This window comes from Rhodococcus sp. Z13 (assembly GCF_025837095.1).
GTDB lineage: Bacteria > Actinomycetota > Actinomycetes > Mycobacteriales > Mycobacteriaceae > Rhodococcus > Rhodococcus sacchari.
This window is the reverse complement of record NZ_CP107551.1, coordinates 1,960,315-1,981,859: the sequence shown is the minus strand read 5'-3', so window position 1 is coordinate 1,981,859 and position 21,545 is coordinate 1,960,315. Positions and strand designations below refer to the sequence as shown.

Annotated in this window: 18 protein-coding genes and 1 pseudogene; 10 read left to right on the top strand and 9 right to left on the bottom strand. The window is 70.4% G+C overall.

Annotated features, from left to right (window positions below; translation table 11 throughout):
* Positions 1-70 precede the first annotated feature (70 nt).
* Both OED52_RS09070 and OED52_RS09065 read right to left on the bottom strand, forming a co-directional pair.
* Complete coding sequence (locus OED52_RS09070) at positions 71-1,285, bottom strand: cation:proton antiporter (RefSeq protein WP_264154301.1); 1,215 nt, start codon at positions 1,283-1,285, stop codon at positions 71-73.
* Positions 1,286-1,294: 9 nt separating this feature from the next.
* Entirely contained in the window at positions 1,295-1,777 is a 483-nt protein-coding gene (locus OED52_RS09065) for a cation:proton antiporter regulatory subunit (RefSeq protein WP_264154300.1), read from the bottom strand.
* A gap of 133 nt (positions 1,778-1,910) precedes the next feature.
* Between OED52_RS09065 and OED52_RS09060 the strand changes: the two are divergent.
* A pseudogene (locus OED52_RS09060) lies at positions 1,911-3,304 on the top strand (IS1380 family transposase).
* 171 nt (positions 3,305-3,475) lie between these two features.
* On the opposite strand, the gene OED52_RS09055 reads toward OED52_RS09060, so the two are convergent.
* Positions 3,476-3,856 carry a DUF952 domain-containing protein gene (locus tag OED52_RS09055; protein ID WP_264154299.1) on the bottom strand — a complete coding sequence of 127 codons (381 nt, stop codon included), beginning with the start codon at positions 3,854-3,856 and terminating at the stop codon, positions 3,476-3,478.
* Between the two features lie 249 nt (positions 3,857-4,105).
* Here OED52_RS09055 and OED52_RS09050 point away from each other — a divergent pair, with 249 nt between their 5' ends.
* Positions 4,106-4,300, top strand: coding sequence for a DUF7455 domain-containing protein (locus OED52_RS09050; protein WP_006551338.1), 195 nt, complete (start codon positions 4,106-4,108; stop codon positions 4,298-4,300).
* A gap of 89 nt (positions 4,301-4,389) precedes the next feature.
* Here the strand turns inward: OED52_RS09050 and OED52_RS09045 are convergent, their stop codons facing one another.
* Complete coding sequence (locus OED52_RS09045; RefSeq protein ID WP_264154298.1) at positions 4,390-6,120, bottom strand: DEAD/DEAH box helicase; 1,731 nt, start codon at positions 6,118-6,120, stop codon at positions 4,390-4,392.
* A gap of 210 nt (positions 6,121-6,330) precedes the next feature.
* Here OED52_RS09045 and OED52_RS09040 point away from each other — a divergent pair, with 210 nt between their 5' ends.
* Positions 6,331-7,653, top strand: coding sequence for a YihY/virulence factor BrkB family protein (locus OED52_RS09040; RefSeq protein ID WP_264154297.1), 1,323 nt, complete (start codon positions 6,331-6,333; stop codon positions 7,651-7,653).
* Here OED52_RS09040 and OED52_RS09035 read toward each other — a convergent pair.
* Positions 7,626-7,862: a DUF3039 domain-containing protein gene (locus tag OED52_RS09035; RefSeq protein WP_264154296.1), complete on the bottom strand. Its 237-nt coding sequence runs from the start codon at positions 7,860-7,862 to the stop codon at positions 7,626-7,628. The genes OED52_RS09040 and OED52_RS09035 overlap by 28 nt on opposite strands.
* 73 nt (positions 7,863-7,935) lie before the next feature.
* Here OED52_RS09035 and OED52_RS09030 point away from each other — a divergent pair, with 73 nt between their 5' ends.
* The 3 genes from OED52_RS09030 to OED52_RS09020 all read left to right on the top strand — a co-directional run bounded on the left by OED52_RS09030 (position 7,936) and on the right by OED52_RS09020 (position 10,997).
* Positions 7,936-8,298 (top strand): DUF3099 domain-containing protein, encoded by a 363-nt coding sequence (locus OED52_RS09030; protein WP_264154295.1) that lies wholly within the window; start codon positions 7,936-7,938, stop codon positions 8,296-8,298.
* A gap of 111 nt (positions 8,299-8,409) precedes the next feature.
* Positions 8,410-9,897 (top strand): DUF7782 domain-containing protein, encoded by a 1,488-nt coding sequence (locus OED52_RS09025; RefSeq protein WP_264154294.1) that lies wholly within the window; start codon positions 8,410-8,412, stop codon positions 9,895-9,897.
* 137 nt (positions 9,898-10,034) lie between these two features.
* On the top strand, positions 10,035-10,997 hold the full coding sequence (locus OED52_RS09020) for a sigma-70 family RNA polymerase sigma factor (RefSeq protein ID WP_264154293.1): 963 nt from the start codon (positions 10,035-10,037) through the stop codon (positions 10,995-10,997).
* A gap of 88 nt (positions 10,998-11,085) precedes the next feature.
* On the opposite strand, the gene OED52_RS09015 is transcribed toward OED52_RS09020, so the two are convergent.
* Together OED52_RS09015 and OED52_RS09010 are read right to left on the bottom strand one after the other, a co-directional pair.
* The gene (locus OED52_RS09015; RefSeq protein ID WP_264154636.1) at positions 11,086-13,740 is read right to left on the bottom strand and encodes a bifunctional acetate--CoA ligase family protein/GNAT family N-acetyltransferase; all 2,655 of its coding nucleotides are present in this window, start codon (positions 13,738-13,740) and stop codon (positions 11,086-11,088) included.
* Between the two features lie 70 nt (positions 13,741-13,810).
* On the bottom strand, positions 13,811-15,082 hold the full coding sequence (locus tag OED52_RS09010; protein ID WP_264154292.1) for an acetoin utilization protein AcuC: 1,272 nt from the start codon (positions 15,080-15,082) through the stop codon (positions 13,811-13,813).
* Between the two features lie 104 nt (positions 15,083-15,186).
* On the opposite strand from OED52_RS09010, the gene OED52_RS09005 reads away from it, so the two are divergent.
* Both OED52_RS09005 and galE read left to right on the top strand, forming a co-directional pair.
* The gene (locus OED52_RS09005; RefSeq protein WP_264154291.1) at positions 15,187-15,873 is read left to right on the top strand and encodes a metal-dependent transcriptional regulator; all 687 of its coding nucleotides are present in this window, start codon (positions 15,187-15,189) and stop codon (positions 15,871-15,873) included.
* A 55-nt stretch (positions 15,874-15,928) separates the two neighbouring features.
* Positions 15,929-16,912, top strand: coding sequence for a UDP-glucose 4-epimerase GalE (gene galE / locus OED52_RS09000; protein ID WP_264154290.1), 984 nt, complete (start codon positions 15,929-15,931; stop codon positions 16,910-16,912).
* Between the two features lie 5 nt (positions 16,913-16,917).
* Here the strand turns inward: galE and OED52_RS08995 are convergent, their stop codons facing one another.
* Positions 16,918-18,081, bottom strand: a complete 1,164-nt coding sequence (locus OED52_RS08995; protein WP_264154289.1) for a DUF4192 domain-containing protein — start codon at positions 18,079-18,081, stop codon at positions 16,918-16,920.
* A gap of 166 nt (positions 18,082-18,247) precedes the next feature.
* Positions 18,248-19,096 carry a sensor domain-containing protein gene (locus OED52_RS08990; RefSeq protein WP_264154288.1) on the bottom strand — a complete coding sequence of 283 codons (849 nt, stop codon included), beginning with the start codon at positions 19,094-19,096 and terminating at the stop codon, positions 18,248-18,250.
* Between the two features lie 151 nt (positions 19,097-19,247).
* On the opposite strand from OED52_RS08990, the gene OED52_RS08985 reads away from it, so the two are divergent.
* Positions 19,248-20,282 (top strand): proteasome assembly chaperone family protein, encoded by a 1,035-nt coding sequence (locus OED52_RS08985; protein WP_264154287.1) that lies wholly within the window; start codon positions 19,248-19,250, stop codon positions 20,280-20,282.
* A 194-nt stretch (positions 20,283-20,476) separates the two neighbouring features.
* Positions 20,477-21,514, top strand: coding sequence for an alpha/beta fold hydrolase (locus OED52_RS08980; protein WP_264154286.1), 1,038 nt, complete (start codon positions 20,477-20,479; stop codon positions 21,512-21,514).
* Positions 21,515-21,545 lie beyond the last annotated feature (31 nt).

The following is a 21,545-nucleotide window of genomic DNA, read 5'->3' as shown; positions in this document are numbered from 1 at the left end:
AGGAGGGCCGTCCCCGGCGGGACGGCCCTCCTTCGTTCGTGTGCGGCCCGGGGTTCTCCGGGCCCGTGCTCTACAGCAGGTCGGGTTCCTCGGCCGCGACGTCGGGCTGCCCGGCCCGTCCCGACTGTCGCGACATGACGGCGCGCATCGCCGGTTCGACGAACCGCGCCGCGATCGGGCCCAGCACCGCGGTGATCATCACGTAGGCCGAGGCGAGCGCCGCGAGCCGTTCGTCGACGTGCCCCGAGGCGACGGCGAGACCGGCGATGACGATGGAGAACTCGCCGCGGGCGATGAGCGCGGCCCCGGCGCGGGCGCGGCCCATCACGGCGATCCCGTGCCCGACCGCCGCGAGCCATCCGGTGGCGAACTTGGTGGCCGAGGTGAGCACGGCGAGCAGGATCGCCCATCCGAGCACCGGCGGGATCGCCGTCGGGTCGGTGGTGAGACCGAAGAACACGAAGAAGATCGCCGCGAACAGGTCTCGCAGGGGTTCGAGGACGCGGACGGCGTTGTGTGCGGTCGACCCCGAGATCGCGATGCCGAGCAGGAACGCGCCGACCGCGGCGGAGACCTGCAGGGCGGATGCGACACCCGCGACGAGCAGGGCGGCGCCGAGGAGCTTGAGCAGCAGGGTCTCGCGGTCCGGGCTGTCGAGGACGATCGAGATGTACCGGCCGTACCGGAGCACCAGCACGAGCACCACCGAGACCACACCGAGCGAGATCGCGACGGCCTCGAGCCCACCGATCAGGCTCACGCCGGCGAGCAGCGTCGTCAGCACCGGTAGGTACACCGCCATCGCCAGGTCCTCGAAGACCAGGACCGACAGCACGACCGGCGTCTCCCGGTTGCCGAGGCGGCCGAGATCTCCGAGGACCTTCGCGATGATTCCCGACGAGGAGATGTAGGTGACCCCGGCGAGCACGAACGCCCCGATCGGCCCGAGGCCCAGGATCAGGGCGACCGCGGCACCGGGTGTGGCGTTGAGGGCCAGGTCGATCAGGCCCGCCGCGCGTGAGCGCCGCAGGCCGTTGACGAGTTCCCCGGCCGTGTATTCGAGCCCGAGCAGCAGGAGCAGGAGGACGACGCCGATCTCGCTCGCCAGATGGCTGAACTCGCCGATGTCACCGAGCTGGATGAATCCGCCGTTGCCGAAGCACAGGCCGCCGATCAGGTAGAACGGGATCGGCGACATGCCGAACCGGGCCGCGAGACGCCCCAGGACACCGAGCACGAAGAACACCGCGCCCAGTTCGATGAGCGCGAGGGTGGTCGTGTTCATGGCCCCGGCTCAGCCGTTGCGCAGGATCTTGGCGGCGGCGTCGAGGCCTTCCGCGGTCCCGACGACCACCAGGATGTCACCTCCGGTGAGCACGAAGTCCGGCTTGGGGGACGGTTCCACCTGTCCCGCCCGCATCACGGCGACGATCGACGCCCCGGTGCGGGTGCGCAACGCGGTGTCGCCGAGCTGGGCACCGTCGAAGCGCGAGCCCTCGTGGACGTGCAGCTGCCGGGTGAGAACGCCCGGCACGTCGCGGTGCTCGTCCTCGAGCTGGGCGACGAGCTGGGGCGCCCCGAGCAGGTTGCTCAGGGTGGCCGCCTCCTCCACGGTCAGCGGCAGCGAGGCGGCGCAGGCGTCCGGGTCGGTGGCCTTGGAGATGATCAGATCGGTGTGTCCGTCCCGGTGCGTGATCACTCCGATACGGCGACCCGACGCCAGTTCGAAGTCCTTCCGCACGCCGATACCCGGCAGTGGCGTCACGTCGACGTTCATGCCCAGAGACTAACCTCGGGCATTCATGCCGATTGAGCGGAAACCCGTGTCAATCACGAAGAATGATGCTCTGAGCTGGGATAATTCGACTTGCGAAGGTTGAATCAGTCCCAGTTCGAGGAGCACCATTCCGGTGAGCAAGTCTACGTCCCCCTATCCCCACCTGTCCGCATCAGCCACCGGAACCGGCCTCGTGTCGCATGCCGGAGCCGTCCTGCTGCTGCGCACCGCGGAGAAAACCGGACTTGCCACGGCATTGACGACCGAACTCGCACCGTATCGAAAGCCGTTGACCCGACACGATCCCGGCAAGATCGTCCTCGACCTCGCGGTATCCCTCGCACTCGGTGGGGACTGCCTCGCCGACATCGCACAACTGCGCGCTCACCCCGAACTGTTCGGTGCGGTGGCCTCCGACCCGACCGTCTCCCGCCTGATCAGCAGGTTGGCCGCCGACACCGACACCGCACTGGCCGCGATCGACCGGGCCCGCGCCACCGCCCGCTCCCACGCCTGGGCCGCTGCCGGCACATCGGCTCCCGACCATGCCATCGACGAAGCGCATCCGCTGGTCCTCGACATCGATGCCACCCTGGTCACCGCGCATTCCGAGAAGGAACAGGCCGCCCCGACGTTCAAGCGAGGGTTCGGTTTCCATCCGTTGTGCGCGTTCGTCGACCACGGCACCGGCGGTACCGGTGAACCCGTCGCGATGCTGCTGCGGCCGGGTAACTCGGGATCGAACACCGCCTCCGATCACATCACCGTGGTGCAGGACGCACTCGCACAGTTGCCGCTCGACCCGGCATACCGGGTCGGGAAGAAGGTACTGGTCCGTATCGACGGCGCCGGCGGTACCCACCACCTGATCGAGTACCTCACCAAGCGTCGCCTATCGTACTCGATCGGATTCGGGTTGACCGACGCCCACGCCGACGCGATCGATCTGGTTCCGGAACAGGCATGGACCCCGCCTACGACGCCGACGGGCAGGTCCGCGACGGTGCCTGGATCACCGAGATCACCGACCTACTCGACCTGTCCACCTGGCCGAAAGGCATGCGGGTGATCGTCCGGAAGGAGCGCCCACACCCCGGTGCGCAGTTGCGGTTCACCGACCGCGACGGCCTACGCCTGACCGCGTTCGTGACGAACACCCGCCGCGGTCAGCTGCCAGATCTGGAGTTGCGGCATCGGCGACGGGCTCGGTGCGAGGACCGGATCCGGGCAGCGAAAGCCACCGGCTTGCAGAATCTTCCGTTGCACGGTTTCGACCAGAACCGCATCTGGTTGGCGCTCGTGCAACTGGCATGCGAGCTGCTCGCGTGGATGCAGATGCTCGCCTTGACCGAGGTTCCAGCGCGGCGGTGGGAACCGAAACGGCTGCGGCTGCGGTTGCTGTCGATCGCCGGGAAGATCGCCCGGCATGCCCGCCGTGTTCGTCTGCGACTGGCTGCGACAGCTCCGGATGTCGATCTTCTCGTGGCCAGCCTGAACCGGCTCGCAGCGCTACCTGCGCCTGCGTGACCTGCATGTACCAGTTTCATCGAGACGAAAGGACACGATTTCCGGGGCCGTGGACCCCGACGCCACCCGACCGTGTCGGGCAGTCGACCGTGGATGCACGCCGGATCCACGGTTTCCACACCCAATCCGAGACCGCTCAGGCCGGCACGCGGTCCGCGCGAAAGATTGAGGCTAACCCTCCGATGCGTTCTCGGTCGTGGCCGGTACCGCCGGGGCGGCGAAGCGCCCGTCCGCGCCGGGTTCGAAGGTGGTGACGTCCACGACCGCGGCGACGGGAAGCGGCCCGTACAGGTGCGGGAAGCGCATGGACTCGGGGTCTCCCGGCACACCGGGTTCGTAGCGCACCGGGTCGGTCAGCCGCGCGGGGTCGACGTGCAGCAGCAGCAGGTCGGTACGGCCCGCGAACAGGCGGTTGGCCGGCAGGTGCACCTGGTCGGGTGTGGACAGGTGCACGAAACCCTCGGTCTCCAGCGAGGGCGGGGTGACGGCGCCGCTGCCGCGGGCGCTCTCCCAGTCGTCGCGGGAACAGATGTGCAGCAGCGTGGCGGTCATGCCCTCATTGTGCGGTCCGGGACACATCCGGTGGTGTGACGCGCTGCGCTGTGAGCGAACACACTGCGGGACAAAGCAGCACGTCGGACGCCTTTTCGCTGCTCGATGCGTGAAACGCACCACGGCGGGGCACCCAGGGGAACAACACGCGAACGGAAAACGTCTGTCAGAGTAGATCTACCGCGCCACCCCGGTGCGGCGGACCAGACCCCGGCACCCGATATGAGCGGTGGCCAGTTTGGAGGAGTCATGCCCGGTACGTTGACCAGCCCGAAGTTGACCGCTGCAGATCGCTGCGATCGGTGCAATGCTGCCGCTCGTGTCCGCGCCGTCCTTCCGACCGGTGGAGAACTCTTGTTCTGCGGACATCACGCCAACGAACACACCGACCGCCTCCGGGAACTCGGAGCGACGATCGTGAGCGAGTCCGACGCCACCGTGTAGATCCGCCGTCCGGAACCAGTGGTTCCGAGGCCCGAGCCGAACGGGCGACCACCGCGAGGTGGTCGCCCGTTCCGTGTTTCCGGGGCCGCTCACCAGCTGCGCAGCACCGCGATACGGTCGCGCAGCTGCTCGGCGGTCGCCATCGCCGTCGGCGGGCCCCCGCACTGCCGGCGCAGCTCTCCGTGGATCACCCCGTGCGGTTTGCGGGTACGGTGGTGGACCACCGCGACCAGCGAGTTCAGTTCGCGACGCAGCTGCGCGAGGGTGTCCGCCGTCTCCACCCGCTCGACCACCTGCGGCGGGGGTGTCGGCGCCTGCGGTTCCGCCTTCTTCTTGTTCAGCTGCTGTTCCTGCCGCTGACGCAGCAGGGCCCGCATCTGCTCGGCGTCGAGCAGACCCGGGAGGCCGAGATAGTCGGCTTCCTCGTCGGACCCGGCGAAGGTCGCCGTGCCGAAGGAGGACCCGTCGTAGATCACCTGGTCGAGTTCGGCCTCGGCGCCGAGGGAGTGGAAGGCCTTCTCCTCCTCCCCCGGTTCGTCCTTGCGCCGGTTCGCGTCGGCGAGCAGTTCGTCGTCGAAGCCCTCCTTGGGGCGGTGCGGCTTGCCGAGCACGTGGTCGCGCTGCGCCTCGAGCTGGCTGGCGAGCTCGAGCAGCACCGGCACCGACGGCAGGAACACGCTCGCGGTCTCGCCCTTGCGCCGCGACCGCACGAAACGACCGATGGCCTGGGCGAAGAACAACGGGGTCGACGCGCTCGTGGCGTAGACACCCACCGCGAGACGCGGCACGTCGACGCCTTCCGACACCATACGGACGGCGACCATCCAGCGCTGGGTGCCCTCGCTGAACTGCGAGATCCGATCCGATGCCGTCGGGTCGTCGGACAGGACGACCGTGGGGGCCTCCCCGGTGAGGTCCTGGAGGATCTTCGCGTAGGCGCGGGCGGTGGTCTGGTCGGTGGCGATGACGAGACCACCGGCGTCGGGCATGCCACCCGCGCGCAGTTGCTCGAGGCGGGTGTTCGCGGCGCCGAGGACCGCCGGGATCCAGTCGCCCTGGGGATCGAGGGCGGTGCGCCACGCTCGCGCGGTCTGCTCGGCGTTGAGCGGCTCGCCGAGGCGGGCGGTGAACTCCTCGCCCGCGCTGGTGCGCCAACGGGCCTCTCCCGAATAGGCGAGGAAGACCACCGGCCGCACGACGCCGTCGGCGAGGGCGTCGGCATAGCCGTAGGTGTGGTCGGCCTTGGACTGCAGCAGTCCGTCCTCGTTGGGCTCGTAGGTGACGAACGGGATGGCGCTGTCGTCGCTGCGGAAGGGCGTACCGGTCAGTGCCAGGCGCCGGGTGGCGTCCCCGAACGCCTCGAGGATGCCCTCGCCCCAGCTCTTCGCGTCGCCGCCGTGGTGGATCTCGTCGAGGATCACCAGGGTGCGCCGCGCTTCGGTGCGCACGCGGTGCTTGAACGGGTGGGAGGCCACCTGCGCGTAGGTCACCACGACCCCCTGGTAGTCGCTCGACGTCTGCCCGGTGGAGTTCGTGAAGTTCGAGTCCAGGGCGATGCCGATGCGGGCGGCCGCAGCGGCCCACTGGTGCTTGAGGTGTTCGGTGGGGGCGACGACGGTGATCTGGTCCACGGTCCGGTCGCGCAGCAGTTCCGAGGCGACCCGCAGCGCGAAGGTCGTCTTACCGGCGCCGGGGGTCGCGACCGCGAGGAAGTCGCGTGGCTTCGTCGCCAGGTACTTGGTCAGGGCACGGCGCTGCCAGGCGCGCAGCTGGCCCGTGGGGGCGGAGGTCGTAGCTTGTCCGACGGTTTCGGTGCTCACCGGTTACTCGTGCTCCTTGTCCGCTTCGCTCGGGCCGGTTCCGCGGGGTCCCCGGGTTCCGACCGCCATGCAGCCTATCGTCTCGGCGGCCTCCGACCCGCCGACGCCACGGCGTGAACGGGTCCCGAATCGGGGTGCGTGGCAGAATTCGACGGGTCCTCACCTGCCTGTGTGCGCACGAAAGTGTGTCTTCAGGAATTCTGGAAGTAGATGAACGACACACCACCACCCCCGGCATCCGCAGCAGGCGGACGGCTGCGGCACGCCCTGCGCCGCGGCTGGCAGGTGGTGACGCACACCGCGTCGTCGGCCTGGGACCACTCGATCTTCGGCAAGGCCGCCACGGCCGCGTTCTGGCAGACCCTCTCCCTGCCCCCGCTGCTGCTCGGCCTGCTCGGCAGTCTCGGCTACGTGGGCGGCTGGTTCGGTCCGGACACGGTGGAGATCATCACCTCGAAGATCGTCACCTTCCTGCGGTCGGTGTTCAGCGACAGTGTCGTCGACCAGATCATCGAGCCGACCGTCGAGGACGTGCTCAACCGGGGTCGCGCCGACGTGATGTCGCTGGGTTTCGTGATGTCGCTGTGGGCGGGCTCGTCGGCGATCTCCACCTTCGTGGACTCGATCGTGGAGGCACACCACCAGCAGGACCACCGGCACCCGGTGTGGCAGCGCATCTTCGGCCTGCTGCTCTACGTGATGTTCCTGGTGCTGGCGGTGTTCACCCTGCCGCTGGTCGCGCTGGGGCCCACGCTCATCGGCCGGCTGCTACCGGAGGCGTGGTCGGAGATCGGGCTGCGGATCATCGACGTCTTCTACTACCCGGCGGTGGCGTTGCTGCTGCTCGTGGGGTTGACGACCCTCTACAAGGTGGCGTTGCCGAAGTCGCTGCCCTGGCACCGGCTGCTGGGCGGGGCGGTGCTGGCCGGTGTGTTCTTCCTCGCGTCGAGCGTGGTGCTGCGCTGGTATCTGTCGTGGATCGCCGCCACCGGCTACACCTACGGCGCGCTGGCCACCCCGATCGCGTTCCTGCTGTTCACCTTCTTCCTCGGCTTCGCCGTGGTGCTCGGCGCCGAGTTCAACGCGACGATCCAGGAGTTCTGGCCGGCCCGTGCGACGCGTCTGGAGCAGTGGCGCGAGTGGCTGGCCGCCCAGTCGGCCCGCGATCCGGATCCCGATCCGGGTCCGGTCACGAGCCTCACCCGCCGTCTGACCGGTGGGAACGCCATCCCGTTGTCGGATCTGTTGCGACCGGGAGATCGCGAGTCGTGGCCGATCGACGAGGCACCCGGGGACGACGAACGGGAGACGCGGACGGAGACCACCGACCGGGCAGACACGGAACCGGAGGACACGGAACCGGAGGACACGGTCCGGAAGACCACCGACCGAGCAGACACGGAACCGGAGGTCACCGGCCACGACGAGAAGGCCGGGGGACGCTGCGTTCCCCCGGCCGACGATCCGCTACCCGTGCGCCCTCGGGCGGTGCTGCCTCAGGTGCCTCAGTCGCCCTTGCGCAAACCGTCGTAGACTTTCTTGCATTCGGGGCACACCGGGGAGCCGGGCTTCGGCGACCGGGTCACCGGAAAGACCTCACCGCACAACGCGACCACGTACGTTCCCATGACCGCGCTCTCGGCGATCTTGTCCTTCTTCACGTAGTGGAAGAATTTGGGAGTGTCGTCCTGGGTCGTCTCGTCGGTGGTGGTATCCGGCCGTTCCTTGATATCCGTGCTCACGTGTCCATGATGCCGCACGCGGAGCGCGGATGCGTACGTGCACGAGCCGGTCCGGCGTGGGAAGGTGGAAGACATGGCAAGAACTCACGGTTTCGGCGGATCCCCCGAATACGGATCACCCGACAACCCGGTTCTGATCACCGAGGCGGCCACGTCGCTCGAGGACCAGCACCGAGCACGGGTTCGCAAGTACCTCACGTTGATGTCCATCCGCATCCCGGCCCTGCTCTTCGCCGCGATCGCCTACGGGATCTGGGAGAACCCCTGGCTGTCCATGGCGATCATCGGCCTGTCCATCCCGCTGCCGTGGATGGCCGTGCTCATCGCCAACGACCGCCCGCCGCGCCGCAAGGACGAGCCGAGCCGGTGGGACGGCCGGTTCGAGACCGACGCACCCGCCATCGAGCCGACGCGACACCACATCATCGACGGCTGAGTCCCGAACGGCCGGGTCCCGAACGGCTGAGTCCCGAACGACCGGGTCCCGAACGGCTGAGTCCCGAACGGCCGGGTCGGGCTCGTTCCGGCGGCTTGCGAGAATGGCCGGATGGACCGCGATCTCCTCCTGTCGATCTGCCCCGCCCTCCGGACGGCGCTGCAGCGCTGCCGCTACGAACTCGACTCCCTCCGGGAACTGCTCGGCGCCGAGGCGCACGCCGCCCTCGGACGCAGCGAGCCCGTGCCCGCCCGGCGCATCGCCCGCAAGGCCGGCGACCTGGGCGTCCTGGTGCGGTTGTTCCTCCTGCAGGACACCCTGAGCCGCGAGGAGGTCGCCCGCGCTCTGGACCCCGTCGATCTCGACGACGCGGTGCGCGCCGGGCTGCTCGAGCCCGACGGTGACGGTATCCGCACCGCTCTGGACCTGCGCCCGCTCGACGCCGGGGCGGGCAGCCGCTGGGTCCTGTCGGATCTCGACGGCGCGATGCGCCCCGCTCCCACCCGACCCGACCACGTCCTCGGCGTGGGCCAGGCCTCCCTGTCGCTGCTGCAGGCCACCCCCACCGACCGGGTCGGCACCGTGCTCGACCTCGGTACCGGCTGCGGTGTGCAGGCGATCCGCGCGGCGGACTACGCCGACACGGTTACCGCGACCGACATCAATCCGCGCTGCCTGGCGCTGGCCGCCGCAAGCGCCGCCCTCAACGACACCGACATCGAGTTCCTCGAGGGGTCGTGGTTCGAACCGGTCGCCGGGCGCACCTTCGACCGGCTCGTCGCCAATCCGCCCTTCGTGGTGAGCACCGGTGACATCGAGCACAGCTACCGCGACTCCGGGCTGGACCTCGACGGCGCCAGCGAGCTGATGATCTCCCGCGCCGTGGAGCACCTGAACCCCGGCGGCACCGCCGCGATGCTCGCCTCCTGGGTGCACATCGAGGGCAAGGACTGGCGCACGCGGGTCGCGTCCTGGTTGCCCTCGCACGGCGTGGACGCGTGGATCGTGCAGCGCGACGTCGCCGACCCGGCCCTGTACGTGGGTACCTGGCTGCGCGACGGGGACGCCGACCAGCGTGATCCCGAGGTCGCGGTGCGCGCCGAGCAGTGGCTCGACCACTTCGAGCGGCACGGGGTGGAAGGTGTCGGCTTCGGGTTCGTGTACCTGCGGCGCACCGAGCTGCCCTCCGACGTGCTCGCCGAGGATCTGCGGCACGCCTTCACCGACGCGCTGGGCGACGAGGCCGTCGACTACTTCCGCCGGCTGGACTGGCTGCGCGAGCACGACGTGCTCGAATCCCGCTTCGCGGTGCGCCCGGACACGGCGCTCGAACGGGTCCATCTGCCCGGCGAGGAGGGCTGGGAGCAGGTCGTGGTGCGGGTGCACCGCGGCGGCGGGCCGGCCTGGCAGCACGAGGTGGACGATCTCGCCGCGGCGCTGCTGGGCGGGATGCGCGCCGACGGTCTGGCCCTCGGTGATCTCGTGTCGCTCCTGGCGGCCGCGCACGGGGAGGACGAGGAGGACCTCGCGAACCGGGCGGTGGAGCTCGTCCACGGTCTGGTGCGTCACGGTCTCGTGGAGCCGGTCCGGGTTCCCTGAGGCGGATCTCTCAGCAACTTCTCAGGCACGCGTCGGGTTAGCGCAGGTCAGAGAGGTGGTACTCGACGGTGGACGGGAACTCCGCGGCCTCGCCGGTCGTTGAACCCTGTGAGACACCACCGATGAGGAGGCACGTCATGGCACGCCCCGAAACCACCACCCGCTTCGATTCCGACCTCGACGGCCAGAGCCCCGCAGCCGATCTCGTTCGCGTCTACCTGAACGGCATCGGACGCACGGCGCTGCTGACGGCGGAGGACGAGGTGGAGCTGGCCAAGCGGATCGAGGCAGGCCTGTACGCCAAGCATCTGCTGGAGACCAAGAAGCGCCTGTCCCCGGCGAAGAAGCGTGACCTCGCGATCATCGTCCGCGACGGTCAGGCCGCCCGCAGCCACCTGCTGGAGGCCAACCTGCGTCTCGTCGTCTCCCTCGCCAAGCGCTACACGGGCCGCGGCATGCCGCTGCTGGACCTCATCCAGGAGGGCAACCTGGGCCTGATCCGCGCCATGGAGAAGTTCGACTACGCCAAGGGCTTCAAGTTCTCGACCTACGCCACCTGGTGGATCCGGCAGGCCATCACCCGCGGTATGGCCGACCAGAGCCGCACGATCCGGCTCCCCGTCCACCTCGTGGAACAGGTCAACAAGCTGGCCCGCATCAAGCGTGAGCTGCACCAGCAGCTCGGCCGCGAGGCCACCGACGAGGAGCTGTCGGCCGAGTCGGGCATCCCGGTCGAGAAGATCGCCGACCTGCTCGATCACAGCCGCGACCCGGTGAGCCTCGACATGCCGGTCGGCAACGACGAGGAGGCCCCGCTGGGCGACTTCATCGAGGACGCCGAGGCCACCTCCGCCGAGACCGCGGTCATCGCCGGGCTGCTGCACAGCGACGTCCGCAGCGTGCTGGCGACCCTCGACGAGCGCGAGCAGCAGGTCATCCGGCTGCGCTACGGCCTCGACGACGGCCAGCCCCGCACCCTCGACCAGATCGGCAAGCTGTTCGGTCTGTCGCGTGAGCGGGTCCGCCAGATCGAACGCGAAGTGATGTCCAAGCTCCGCGAAGGCGAGCGCGCCGAGCGCCTTCGCGCCTACGCCAGCTGACCGGGCGCGTCAGCGGTATCCGATCCCCGAGAACCGGGCTGGGTTCTCGGGGATCGTTGCCGTTCGGGGACCGTCGGTGGTCGAGACCTCAGCGCAGTCGACGTGGGCCGAGATCGAGCGGGTGCGGTTCCGGACCGATGCGCACGTGCGCGTCGGTCAGTTCCGCCCCGGTCGGTGACGCCAGTACCGGCTCGCACACCAGCTCGCGCACCTCGGGCAGGTCGTCGGCGAGCGCGGAGATGCGCTGGACGAAGTCGACGAGGGCGGGCTTGTTCACCGGCTCGGCGTTGCGGTAGCCGGACAGCAGCGGCGCCGCCTTCGGGGCGTCGATCAGTTCGACCGCCTCGTCCTCGGTGAGCGGCAGCACCCGGTAGGCCCGGTCGCCGAGCAGGTCCGAGATGACACCGGCGAGCCCGAACGAGATGAGCGAACCGAACGACGGGTCGTCCTGCACCCGGATGGCGCAGCCGATGCCCTTGGGCACCATCCGCTGCACGTGCATCAGCGGCTCCCCCGACGCCGCCGCGAGGTCCCGGTAGGCGACCCGCACCGAGTCGGTGTCGACCAGATCGAGGCGGACCCCGCTCAGATCGGGGCGGTGCCGCCACTGCGCGCCCGTGGCCTTGACGGCCACCGGGAACCCGATCTCCTCGGCGGCGGCGACGGCCTCGTCCTCCGTGGTCACGGCCCGGAACGGGGCCACCTCGACGCCGTAGCAGGACAGCAGCAGCGCGGCTTCCGTGTCGGACAGGAATCGTCCCTCGGGGGTGGTGGCGAGCCAGGACTCGACGAGCGCGCGGGCCCGCTCCGGATCGATCCCGGCGGGCCGCACCACCTGCGACGGCGGCCGGCTGCGCCACTTGGCGTAGCGCCAGGCCCGCCCCAGAGCGAGGGCGGCGCGTTCCGGCCCGGGATAGGACGGCACGGACCCGCGGGTCGGGTTCCCGTCCGGCCCGCGCACGGCCAGTACGTCGGGGATACCCTCGGTGGCCAGGAAGGTCGTGAGGACGGGTTTCTCCGACCCGGCGACGGCGTCGCGCAGGGCCTGCGCGAAGGGCTGGACGTCCACCGCGACCGGCGGGACGAACACCGCGATGACCGAGTCGACCTCGGGTGATTCGAGGGCCTGCGCGACCGCGGTGGCGAACTCCTCGGGGGTCGCCTGGGCGCCGAGGTCCACCGCGTCGGGGGCCTGCAGTCCCTGCCCGCGCGCCGCGTCGACGGCGAGGACCCCGAGTGCGGTGGAGTTGCCGACCACGGCGACGCGGGGCCCGGCGGGCAGCGGCTGGTAGCCGAACAGCAGTGCCGAGTCGAACAGCTGCCCGATCGAGTCGACCTGGACCACACCGGCCTGTTCGAACAGGTAGCGCACGATGGTGTCGTCCATCTCACCGGTACGCGCCGCGAGGGCCGGTGGGACGGCGTGCCGGCCGCTCTTGACGGCGACGATGGGCTTGCTGCGGGCCACCCGGCGGGCGATGCGCGAGAACTTGCGGGGATTACCGAAGCTCTCCAGGTAGAGCAGGATCACCTCGGTGGCGGGGTCGGTGTCCCAGTACTGCAGCAGGTCGTTGCCCGACAGGTCGGCGCGGTTGCCGGCCGACACGAACGACGACAGGCCCACGCCGGTCTTGGCAGCCTCGTCGAGGATGGCGATGCCGAGCGCGCCGGACTGGCAGAAGAAGCCGACGTTGCCGGCGGCGGGCAGCACCGGCGCCAGGGTCGCGTTCATCCGGATAGCGGGATCGTTGTTGGCGACACCGAGCGCGTTGGGGCCGATCAGGCGCATGCCGTGCGAGCGGGCCGCGAGGGCGAGCCGCCGCTCGGCGTCGCGGCCCTCGGCACCGGTCTCACCGAAGCCCGAGGACACGACGAGCAGCGCCTTGACACCCTTGGCGAGGCAGTCGTCGAGGACGGCGTCGATCGCTTCGGCGGGCACCGCGGCGATCGCCAGGTCCACCTCGTCGGGGATGTCGCGGACGGTGGGATAGGCGCGGACACCGCGCACCGACCGGTTCTCGGCGTTGACCGGGTAGACCGGGCCGGTGAAGCCGCTGCGCAGCATGTTCACCAGCACTGCGTTGCCCACCTTGCGGCTGTCGGTGGACGCACCGATCACCGCCACGCTGGACGGGGTGAGGATGTTGCGGACGCTGCGGGCCTCGGCGGCGCGTTCGCGGGCGTTGCGCACCGACACCAGGGCCTCGGTGGGGTCGATGGCGAACTCGAGCCGCACGACCCCGCCCTCGAAGCTGCGGCTGACCTGGTAACCGGCCTCCCGGAAGACGGTGATCATGTGGCGGTTCTCGGCGAGGACCTCCGCGACGAAGGTGTGGATGCCGTTCTCGGCGGCCGCGCCGGCCAGGTGCTCGAGCAGGATCGGGCCGAGACCGCGGCCCTGATGGGAGTCGGCGACGGTGAAGGCCACCTCGGCGGACAACCCGTCGCCTTCGTCGGTCAGCTGCTCGTACCGGCCGACGGCGATGATCTCGTCGCCGAGCACGGCGACGAACGCCACCCGCGACCGGTGGTCGACGACCGTGAACCGGAACAGGTCCTTCTTCGAGATGGTCGGATACGGGCCGAAGTAACGCAGGTAGCGGGTGCGTTCGGAGAGCTTGGCGTGGAACGCGAGGATCGCGTCGGCGTCCTCGGGGACGATGGGCCGCAGGTGCACGACCCCACCGTCGGACGCGAGGACGTCGGCGACCCAGTGGCGGGGATAGTCCCGTGCCCGGGCCAGTGCCGCCTCGCGCGCCGGGTCGGTCTCCGCTGCGGCGGGCTTCTGCGGGGCGGGTGCAGGATTCTGCGGATCAGTCACGCGGGTCCTCCGGATCCAGGCCGAGCAGAGGGAAGGCCGCCCGCCGGGTCGCGATGATCGCCGAGTCGATGCGGGTCAACGCCCGGTCCAGCGAGGCGATCCCGGTCTCGGGTGTACCGCCGGGACCGTCCCAGGGCAGATAGGCCAGGTCGGAGCCCTCCCCCATGGTGGTGGGCAGGTCGACGCTCGGGGCGAGCTTCGTGACGCGGTCGCTCCACTCCGCGGGGATCGGTGTGTCCAGGTCGATCTCGCGGTCCAGCGCCGCGGCGATGAGGTGCGTCCAGGCACGCGGCACGACCCGCACGAGCCCGTATCCGCCGCCGCCGACAGCGAGCCAGCGGCCCTCGCAGTAGCGATCGGCCAGCTCGCGCATCGCCAGATAGGACGCGCGCTGCCCGTCGACGGTGAGCGACAGGTCGGCGAGCGGGTCCTCGCGGTGACTGTCGGCGCCGCACTGGCTGATCAGGATCTGCGGCCGGAACGCGGCGAGAGCCCCGGGCACGACGGCGTGGAAGGCCCGCAGCCACAGGGCGTCGACGGTGCCGGGCAGCACCGGCAGGTTGATGGCGGTGCCCTCGGCGGCGCCCGAGCCGATCTCGCTGGACCAGCCGGTGTTGGGCCACAGCGTCGCCGGGTGCTGGTGCAGCGAGATGGTGAGCACGCGCGGGTCGCCGAGGAAGGCGTGCTGGACGCCGTCGCCGTGGTGGGCGTCGACGTCGATGTAGGCGATGCGGTCGAAGCCGTGGTCGAGCAGCCACGAGATCGCGATGGCCGCGTCGTTGTAGACGCAGAAGCCGGCGGCCCAGTCGGCCATGGCGTGGTGCATGCCGCCGCCGATGCTCACCGCGCGGCGGGCCCGTCCGGAGGCGATCTCGCGGGCGGCGGCGAGGGTGCCGCCGGCGAGGATGGCGCTGGCCTCGTGCATGCGCGGGAAGATCGGGTTGTCCTCGGTGCCGAGTCCGTGGGGGGCGTCCGGAGGGGGCGGTGTGCCCTCCGGCGCGGATCCGGCGCGCTTGACCGCGTCGACGTAGGCCGGGGTGTGGATGCGCAGCAGATCGGTGTCGTCGGCCGGCGAGGGACGGAGTGTCTCGACCCCCTCGAGCAGACCGATACTCCGGGACAGCGCCATCGTGAGATCGAGTCGCGTCGGGTTCATCGGGTGTGTCGGACCCCATCGGTAATCGAGGTAGTCGGGGCTCCACACCACTATCCGATCGCCGCTCAGCTGTGTCGTACCGCCCGCCGCGGTGGAGCTCGTGGTCATGCCCACAGACGCTACTGGTCCGCACCCCCACATGCGAGCAACGACGGGCACCCCCGCCGCCCTGTTCGCACGGTTAGAATCGGCCCGGACGAAGGGGTGTGAGAGTGAAGGACCTGGTCGATACCACGGAGATGTATCTCCGGACCATCTACGACTTGGAAGAGGAAGGAGTCGTGCCGCTGCGGGCGCGTATCGCCGAGCGGCTCGAGCAGAGCGGACCCACGGTCAGCCAGACCGTCGCCCGGATGGAGCGCGACGGTCTGCTCCGCGTCGCCGGCGACCGGCACCTGCAGCTCACCGAGAAGGGCCGCGATCTGGCGGTCTCGGTCATGCGCAAGCACCGGCTGGCCGAGCGTCTCCTCGTCGACATCATCGGTCTCGACTGGGAGAACGTGCACGCCGAGGCGTGCCGCTGGGAACACGTGATGAGCGAGGAGGTCGAGCGCCGCCTGGTGGAGGTGCTCAACAACCCGACGACCTCCCCCTACGGCAACCCGATCCCGGGCCTGGCCCAGCTCGGCCTGGACAAGCCGGTGGAGGCCGAGGAGAAGCTCGTGCGGCTCACCGAGATCCCGCACGGGCAGCCCACGGCCGTCGTGGTGCGGCGCCTCGCCGAGTACGTGCAGTCCGACCCGGAGGTCATCGCGCGCCTGCGCGAGGCCGGTGTGGTTCCGGATGCACGCGTTACAGTCGAGACGCGGCCGGGGTCGGTGCTCATCACCGTGTCCGGTCACGACAGTTTCGAGCTTTCCGACGAGATGGCCCACGCCGTGCAGGTGAAACAGGTCTGATGCAGACCCCTTTTTCGCATGCCCGGCCGGGCATGCGAAAAAGGGGACGACCAGCGTGAGACTTCTGGTGACCGGCGGTGCCGGCTATGTGGGCAGCGTGTGCACCACCGTGCTGCTCGAGCACGGCCACGAGGTGGTGGTCGTGGACGATCTGTCCACGGGCAACGCCGACGCGGTGCCTGCGGGCGCCGAATTCGTCGAGGGCGACATCGCCGCCGTCGCCGACGGACTGCTCTCCGGATCCCGTTTCGACGGTGTCCTCCACTTCGGTGCCCAGTCGCTGGTCGGCGAGTCCGTGGAGCACCCCGAGAAGTACTGGCAGGGCAACGTGGTGACCACCCTGGCCCTGCTCGAGGCCATCCGCCGCTCGGGGACGCCGCGCTTGGTGTTCTCCTCCACCGCGGCGACCTACGGGGAGCCGGAGGAGGTGCCCATCACCGAGGACTCCCCCACCCGGCCCACCAATCCGTACGGCGCGTCGAAACTGGCGATCGACCATGCGATCTCGTCGTACGCCCACGCACACGGTCTCGCCGCGACGAGCCTGCGCTACTTCAACGTCGCCGGCGCCTACGGCGGAGCGGGCGAGAACCGGGTCGTCGAGACCCATCTGATCCCGCTGGTGCTGCAGGTCGCGCTGGGTGTACGCGAGAGCATCTCCGTGTTCGGTACCGACTGGCCGACCAAGGACGGCACCGCGGTGCGCGACTACATCCACGTCAAGGATCTCGCCGACGCCCACGTGCTCGCGCTGACGAAGTCCGAACCCGGCACCCACCGCATCTACAACCTCGGCAGCGGTGAGGGATTCACCGTGCGCGAGGTCATCTCGGCGTGCGAGCGCGTCACCGGCCTGCCCATCGCGTCGGTCGACGCGCCGCGCCGCGCCGGCGACCCGGCCGTGCTCATCGCCTCGAGCGCCCGCGCGATCGCGGAACTGGGGTGGAACCCCCAGCACACCGACCTCGACGAGATCGTCGCCGACGCATGGGAGTTCACCCGTTCGCTCGGCGACCGTCTGCACGCCGCGCGTCGCTGACCCGGTCAGTGCCCGGAGGTGCGGTCCCCGCCCTCCGGGGGCGGGAGCGTCACCCCGAGACGGGATGCGATCTCGTGTCCCGTCTCGGCGAGCCCCCGGATTGCGTCGGGCCGTAACCCGGCCTGCAGCGCCTGGTCGAGCAGGTCCGAAAGACGGTGGCGCGGATCCGATCCGAGCGCCGCGGCGAACGCCACCCCGGCGAGGGGACCGTCGCCGCGCACGTAGGCACCGAAGCCGACCAGGGCGGCCGCGTCGGCGCGTTCGGGATCCGGCAGGACCCGGGCGAGTTCGATCCACAACCGTTCGGCGTCGCGGGCGAGGGCACCGTTCGCCAGTCCCATCACCGCGTCGCGTACGGTCCGGTTGGCGAGCAGCACGGCGAGCTCGGCGTGGTCGGACGGGCTCAGGCTCGTCCCGGCGGCGTGGGCACGGATGTGCGCGAGCACGGTTTCGAGTTCGAGCCGGTCTGCGCGTTCGCCGCCGCCGCTGCGGGCGACGCGTTCGTACTCGCGGTCGCGGCTGTCGACCACCTCGTCGATGCAGCGCGCGACCTCCTGCCGGACCGCGGACGGGTACGGCGCGAGCAACGCCGCGAGTTCGTCACGGGAGCCGCGGATGGGGCTGCCCTCGTACACGCGCGCCGCGGCGACCACCGATGCGGCGGGATCGGCGACGCGTCCGCTCACGTCCCGTCCGGGAACGAACCACGTTGCTCCCGCAGCGATCTCCGGTACCGCGTAGACGCCCGCGAGGTCGATGCCGACGACGTCGAGCCGGTCGGCGAACACGTCGACGAGCCGGCACAGATCGGCGATCCCGTCTGCTCCGGGGTCGGTGAGGCGGTCGTCGACGAGCACGGCCGCGACCGACTCGGCGCCCTCCCGCGCGCAGACGGCGCGGAACCGTCGGAACGCCTCGTCCATCCGGTCCGGGACGGGTTCGCCGGGGCCGGGTATCAGCAGGTCGTGGCGCATGACGGCGCCGATGCTCGCGGTGCGGGCGGTGGGCCGCGAGGGTGCGATCCCGCTCGGGGTCAGGCACATGACGACGATCGAGCGGACCGGCGGGAAGCCCATCAGCGCGGGCAGTGCGGCGATCAGCTCGCCGACGTCGGCGAGGCGCAGCGGCGGCGAGGACGGATGCGAGGACGATGGTGTCGAAGTGGTCATGCTCCGACCGTCCCCGATGCGGCCGGCCGGACACCGTCTTCCGGCCCGGATCCGCCGTTTCTGGGGATGGATCGGGTGGGTGTGGACAGCTCCGGGCCGCCCCGGTCCATCGGGGTCCCGCGACCCCTGGCGTGTCGGTGCACGCTGCTAGGGTGCGCGACCCCCACTATCCGCCGGCGGCGTACACCACCGCGTCGCGGAACACCTCGTCGAGGACGGCGGTGTCGGGGGGCGTGGAGTCGAAGGACATGTGGGTGACCGTCACCCGCACGTCGTCGAGCTGCGCGATGCGGGTGGTCATCGACTGGGTGACACCGCCCGTGACCTTCCCGGAGGTCACCGACCGGGTCAGGGCGAGCGTCCCGGCGCCGGGCACCGGGGGCTTCGGGTCGGACCCGAGATCCGTGACGACCGTGGCGGTCACGCCCCGCTGTGTCGCCTCCACCCGCGGGCACTGCTCGAGCAGGCTGCGGTACTCGTCGAGACCACCGGCCGCGGTGGTCACCTCGACGCTGATGGTCGCGCGACTGGTGTTGTCGGTGCCGACGGCCATCGCGGTCCGGGCCGGGCCGTAGTCCTGTGCGGGCGGCAGGCATCCGGCCGGATCCACCTTCGATCCGGGGTGGATGCCCGTCAGGTCGGGTGCGGCCTGGGCGACCGCCTCGGCGGGCAGTACGACCGCCTCGTAGGGCTCCGGGAACTCGTCGGGGGGCAGCAGCAGGTCGGCGGGGGTGCGGGAGGCGGCCCGGGCCGACGTCGTCGCGGCGGACGGTGCGGTGGACGAGGGCGCGGTGGACGAGGCCGTGGAGGACGGCGTCGAGGTGGCCGTCGGGGGGACGGACGCACCCGCGGTGGTCGTCGGGACGGGCCCCGATGTGGTGAGCGCCGCGGGTTCCGGTTGCGGCTCGCCCGGGACGGTGGTGGAGCATGCCGGGACGACGAGCAGGCAGGCGAGCAGCAGTGCGCGCCGGCCGACCCCTCTCGCGTGTCCGCGCCGACCTTCGCGCTGCGTCACCCGAACCTCCGTGGTCGTCGGTGCCGGCCACGGGCTCGCGCCCCGGAATAGGCCGTCACGGTTTCAATTAGACTCGGACACCACCATGCCACGCCGGGTCCGTCCCGGCGCGGATGCCAGGACGACGCAGTGTGATCGGAGTGGTTCGTAGATGGACGAGCAGTCCCGGATGTACGAGCTGGAGTTCCCGGCTCCACGGCTCACGTCGCCGGACGGCGAGGGGCCGGTTCTCGTACACGGACTCGAAGGCTTCGCCGATGCCGGCCATGCGGTTCGACTGGCGACCACCCATCTGCGCGAGAACCTGGAGACCGAGCTCGTCGCGTCGTTCGCCGTCGACGAACTGATCGACTACCGGTCGCGGCGGCCGCTGATGACCTTCAAGGCCGACCACTTCTCCGACTATGCGGAACCCCAGCTGAACCTGTACGCCCTCGTCGACGAGGCCGGCACCCCCTTCCTGCTGCTGGCCGGGGTCGAGCCCGACCTGAAGTGGGAGCGGTTCATCACCGCGGTGCGGTTGTTGGCCGAGCAGTTCGGGGTGCGGCGGACCATCGGGCTCAACGCCATTCCGATGGCGATCCCGCACACCCGCCCGCTGGCGGTGACGGCGCACTCGACGAACAAGGAGCTCATCGCGGGCCACCACCGCTGGTCCGGTGAGCTGCAGGTGCCGGCCGGGGTGTCGTCGCTGCTCGAATTCCGGATGGGACAGCACGGGCACGAGTCGCTCGGGTTCTCGGTGCACGTGCCGCACTATCTGGCCCAGACCGACTACCCCGCCGCGGCCGAGACGCTGCTGACGCACGTCGCCGAGGTCGGTGGGCTCGAACTGCCGTTGCAGCCGCTCGGGGAGGCCGCCGCCCGGGTCCGTGAGCAGATCGACGAGCACATCGAGGACAACGCCGAGGTGCTCGCCGTGGTGCGCGCCCTCGAGCGGCAGTACGACAGCTACGTCGCCGCCCAGGAGCAGCAGACCTCTCCCCTGCCGACCGACGACGACCTGCCCACCGGTGAGGAGCTCGGCGCCGAGTTCGAGCGGTTCCTCGCCGAGTACGACCAGCGGGGCGGGTTCGGCGAGGGCTTCCCCGACAACCCCGGATTCGGTGAGGACACCCCCGCCGGGAACGAAGACGACGATGCCTCCGACCAGGGCGGGGACGGGGACGACCCGACCTCGCGCTGAGTCGCGGGTTCCGTCCGCCGCACCGGCCCCGGGCCGGTCGCGCGGATGTTTCATGATCGTCACAATCGCCGTTGTCGACGTCACATACAGACGGTACGCTTCGTCGACATGCCACAGTGGTAGGACGTCCGATCACCGCCCCGGTCGAACATCCGGCCACCCGTAGGCGATCCCCGACGTGGCAGGAGACGCTCATGGTTCAACCGCGCGCACGTACGCTCCGCCCGGTTCCCGACGCGGAACCGCGCATCGTGTTCCGGACGATCCACGGCTACCGCCGTGCCTTCCGCATGGCGGGCAGCGGCCCGGCGCTGCTGCTCATCCACGGGATCGGCGACGACTCGTCCACCTGGCAGGACGTGATCCCCCATCTGGCCGAGAAGTACACGGTCATCGCCCCGGATCTGCTCGGTCACGGCCGGTCGGACAAGCCCCGCGCCGACTACTCCGTCGCCGCCTACGCCAACGGGATGCGCGACCTGCTGTCGGTGCTCGGCATCGAGTCGGTGACGGTGATCGGGCACTCCCTCGGCGGCGGTGTGGCGATGCAGTTCGCCTACCAGTTCCCCCGGATGGTCGACCGCCTCGTGCTCGTGTCGTCGGGCGGGGTCACCAAGGACGTGCATCCGGCGCTGCGCCTGGTGTCGCTGCCACTGGTCAGCGAGGTGCTCAAGGTGCTGCGGCTGCCGGGGGCGATGCCCGCGCTGAAGGTGGCCGGTGCGGCCCTGACGCAGCTGCACGGCTCCCCCCTGCGGCCGGGCGCGTTGCTGCACGACACCTCGGATTTGGTGCGGGTGCTCGGCAACCTCCCCGATCCCACGGCGTGCGATGCGTATCTGCGCACCCTGCGCGCGGTGGTGGACTGGCGCGGGCAGGTGGTGACCATGCTCGACCGCTGTTATCTCACCGAGAACCTTCCCGTGCAGCTGATCTGGGGCGACCACGACACCGTCATCCCGGTCTCGCACGCCTATCTCGCGCATTCGGCCATGCCCGGATCGCACCTCGAGATCTTCCGCGGCGCCGGCCACTTCCCGTTCCGCGACGATCCTCTGCGGTTCCTGCGCGTCGTCGAGCACTTCCTGGAGACCACCGCTCCCCTGGAGTTCGATGAGGACCGCTGGCGGCGGCTCCTGATGGAGGGGGTCAGCGAATCGCAGCTCGGCGGAGCGCCGCAGACGCGGATGGCGGTGCTGGGAGCGATGGGCACCGACGAGCGCAGCGCCACCTGAGCAGGGCCCGCCGACCGGGGCGCTCGCGGGA

Bases quoted from the DNA above. Each gene is read 5' to 3' on its own strand.
- OED52_RS08980 (WP_264154286.1), top strand. From the start codon at position 20,477: ATGGTTCAACCGCGCGCACGTACGCTCCGCCCGGTTCCCGACGCGGAA.
- OED52_RS09040 (WP_264154297.1), top strand. From the start codon at position 6,331: ATGAACGACACACCACCACCCCCGGCATCCGCAGCAGGCGGACGGCTG.
- OED52_RS09025 (WP_264154294.1), top strand. From the start codon at position 8,410: ATGGACCGCGATCTCCTCCTGTCGATCTGCCCCGCCCTCCGGACGGCG.
- OED52_RS09050 (WP_006551338.1), top strand. From the start codon at position 4,106: ATGCCCGGTACGTTGACCAGCCCGAAGTTGACCGCTGCAGATCGCTGC.
- OED52_RS09010 (WP_264154292.1), bottom strand. From the start codon at position 15,082: ATGACCACGAGCTCCACCGCGGCGGGCGGTACGACACAGCTGAGCGGC.
- OED52_RS09055 (WP_264154299.1), bottom strand. From the start codon at position 3,856: ATGACCGCCACGCTGCTGCACATCTGTTCCCGCGACGACTGGGAGAGC.
- OED52_RS08995 (WP_264154289.1), bottom strand. From the start codon at position 18,081: ATGACCACTTCGACACCATCGTCCTCGCATCCGTCCTCGCCGCCGCTG.
- OED52_RS09020 (WP_264154293.1), top strand. From the start codon at position 10,035: ATGGCACGCCCCGAAACCACCACCCGCTTCGATTCCGACCTCGACGGC.
- OED52_RS09070 (WP_264154301.1), bottom strand. From the start codon at position 1,285: ATGAACACGACCACCCTCGCGCTCATCGAACTGGGCGCGGTGTTCTTC.
- OED52_RS08985 (WP_264154287.1), top strand. From the start codon at position 19,248: ATGGACGAGCAGTCCCGGATGTACGAGCTGGAGTTCCCGGCTCCACGG.
- OED52_RS09065 (WP_264154300.1), bottom strand. From the start codon at position 1,777: ATGAACGTCGACGTGACGCCACTGCCGGGTATCGGCGTGCGGAAGGAC.
- OED52_RS09030 (WP_264154295.1), top strand. From the start codon at position 7,936: ATGGCAAGAACTCACGGTTTCGGCGGATCCCCCGAATACGGATCACCC.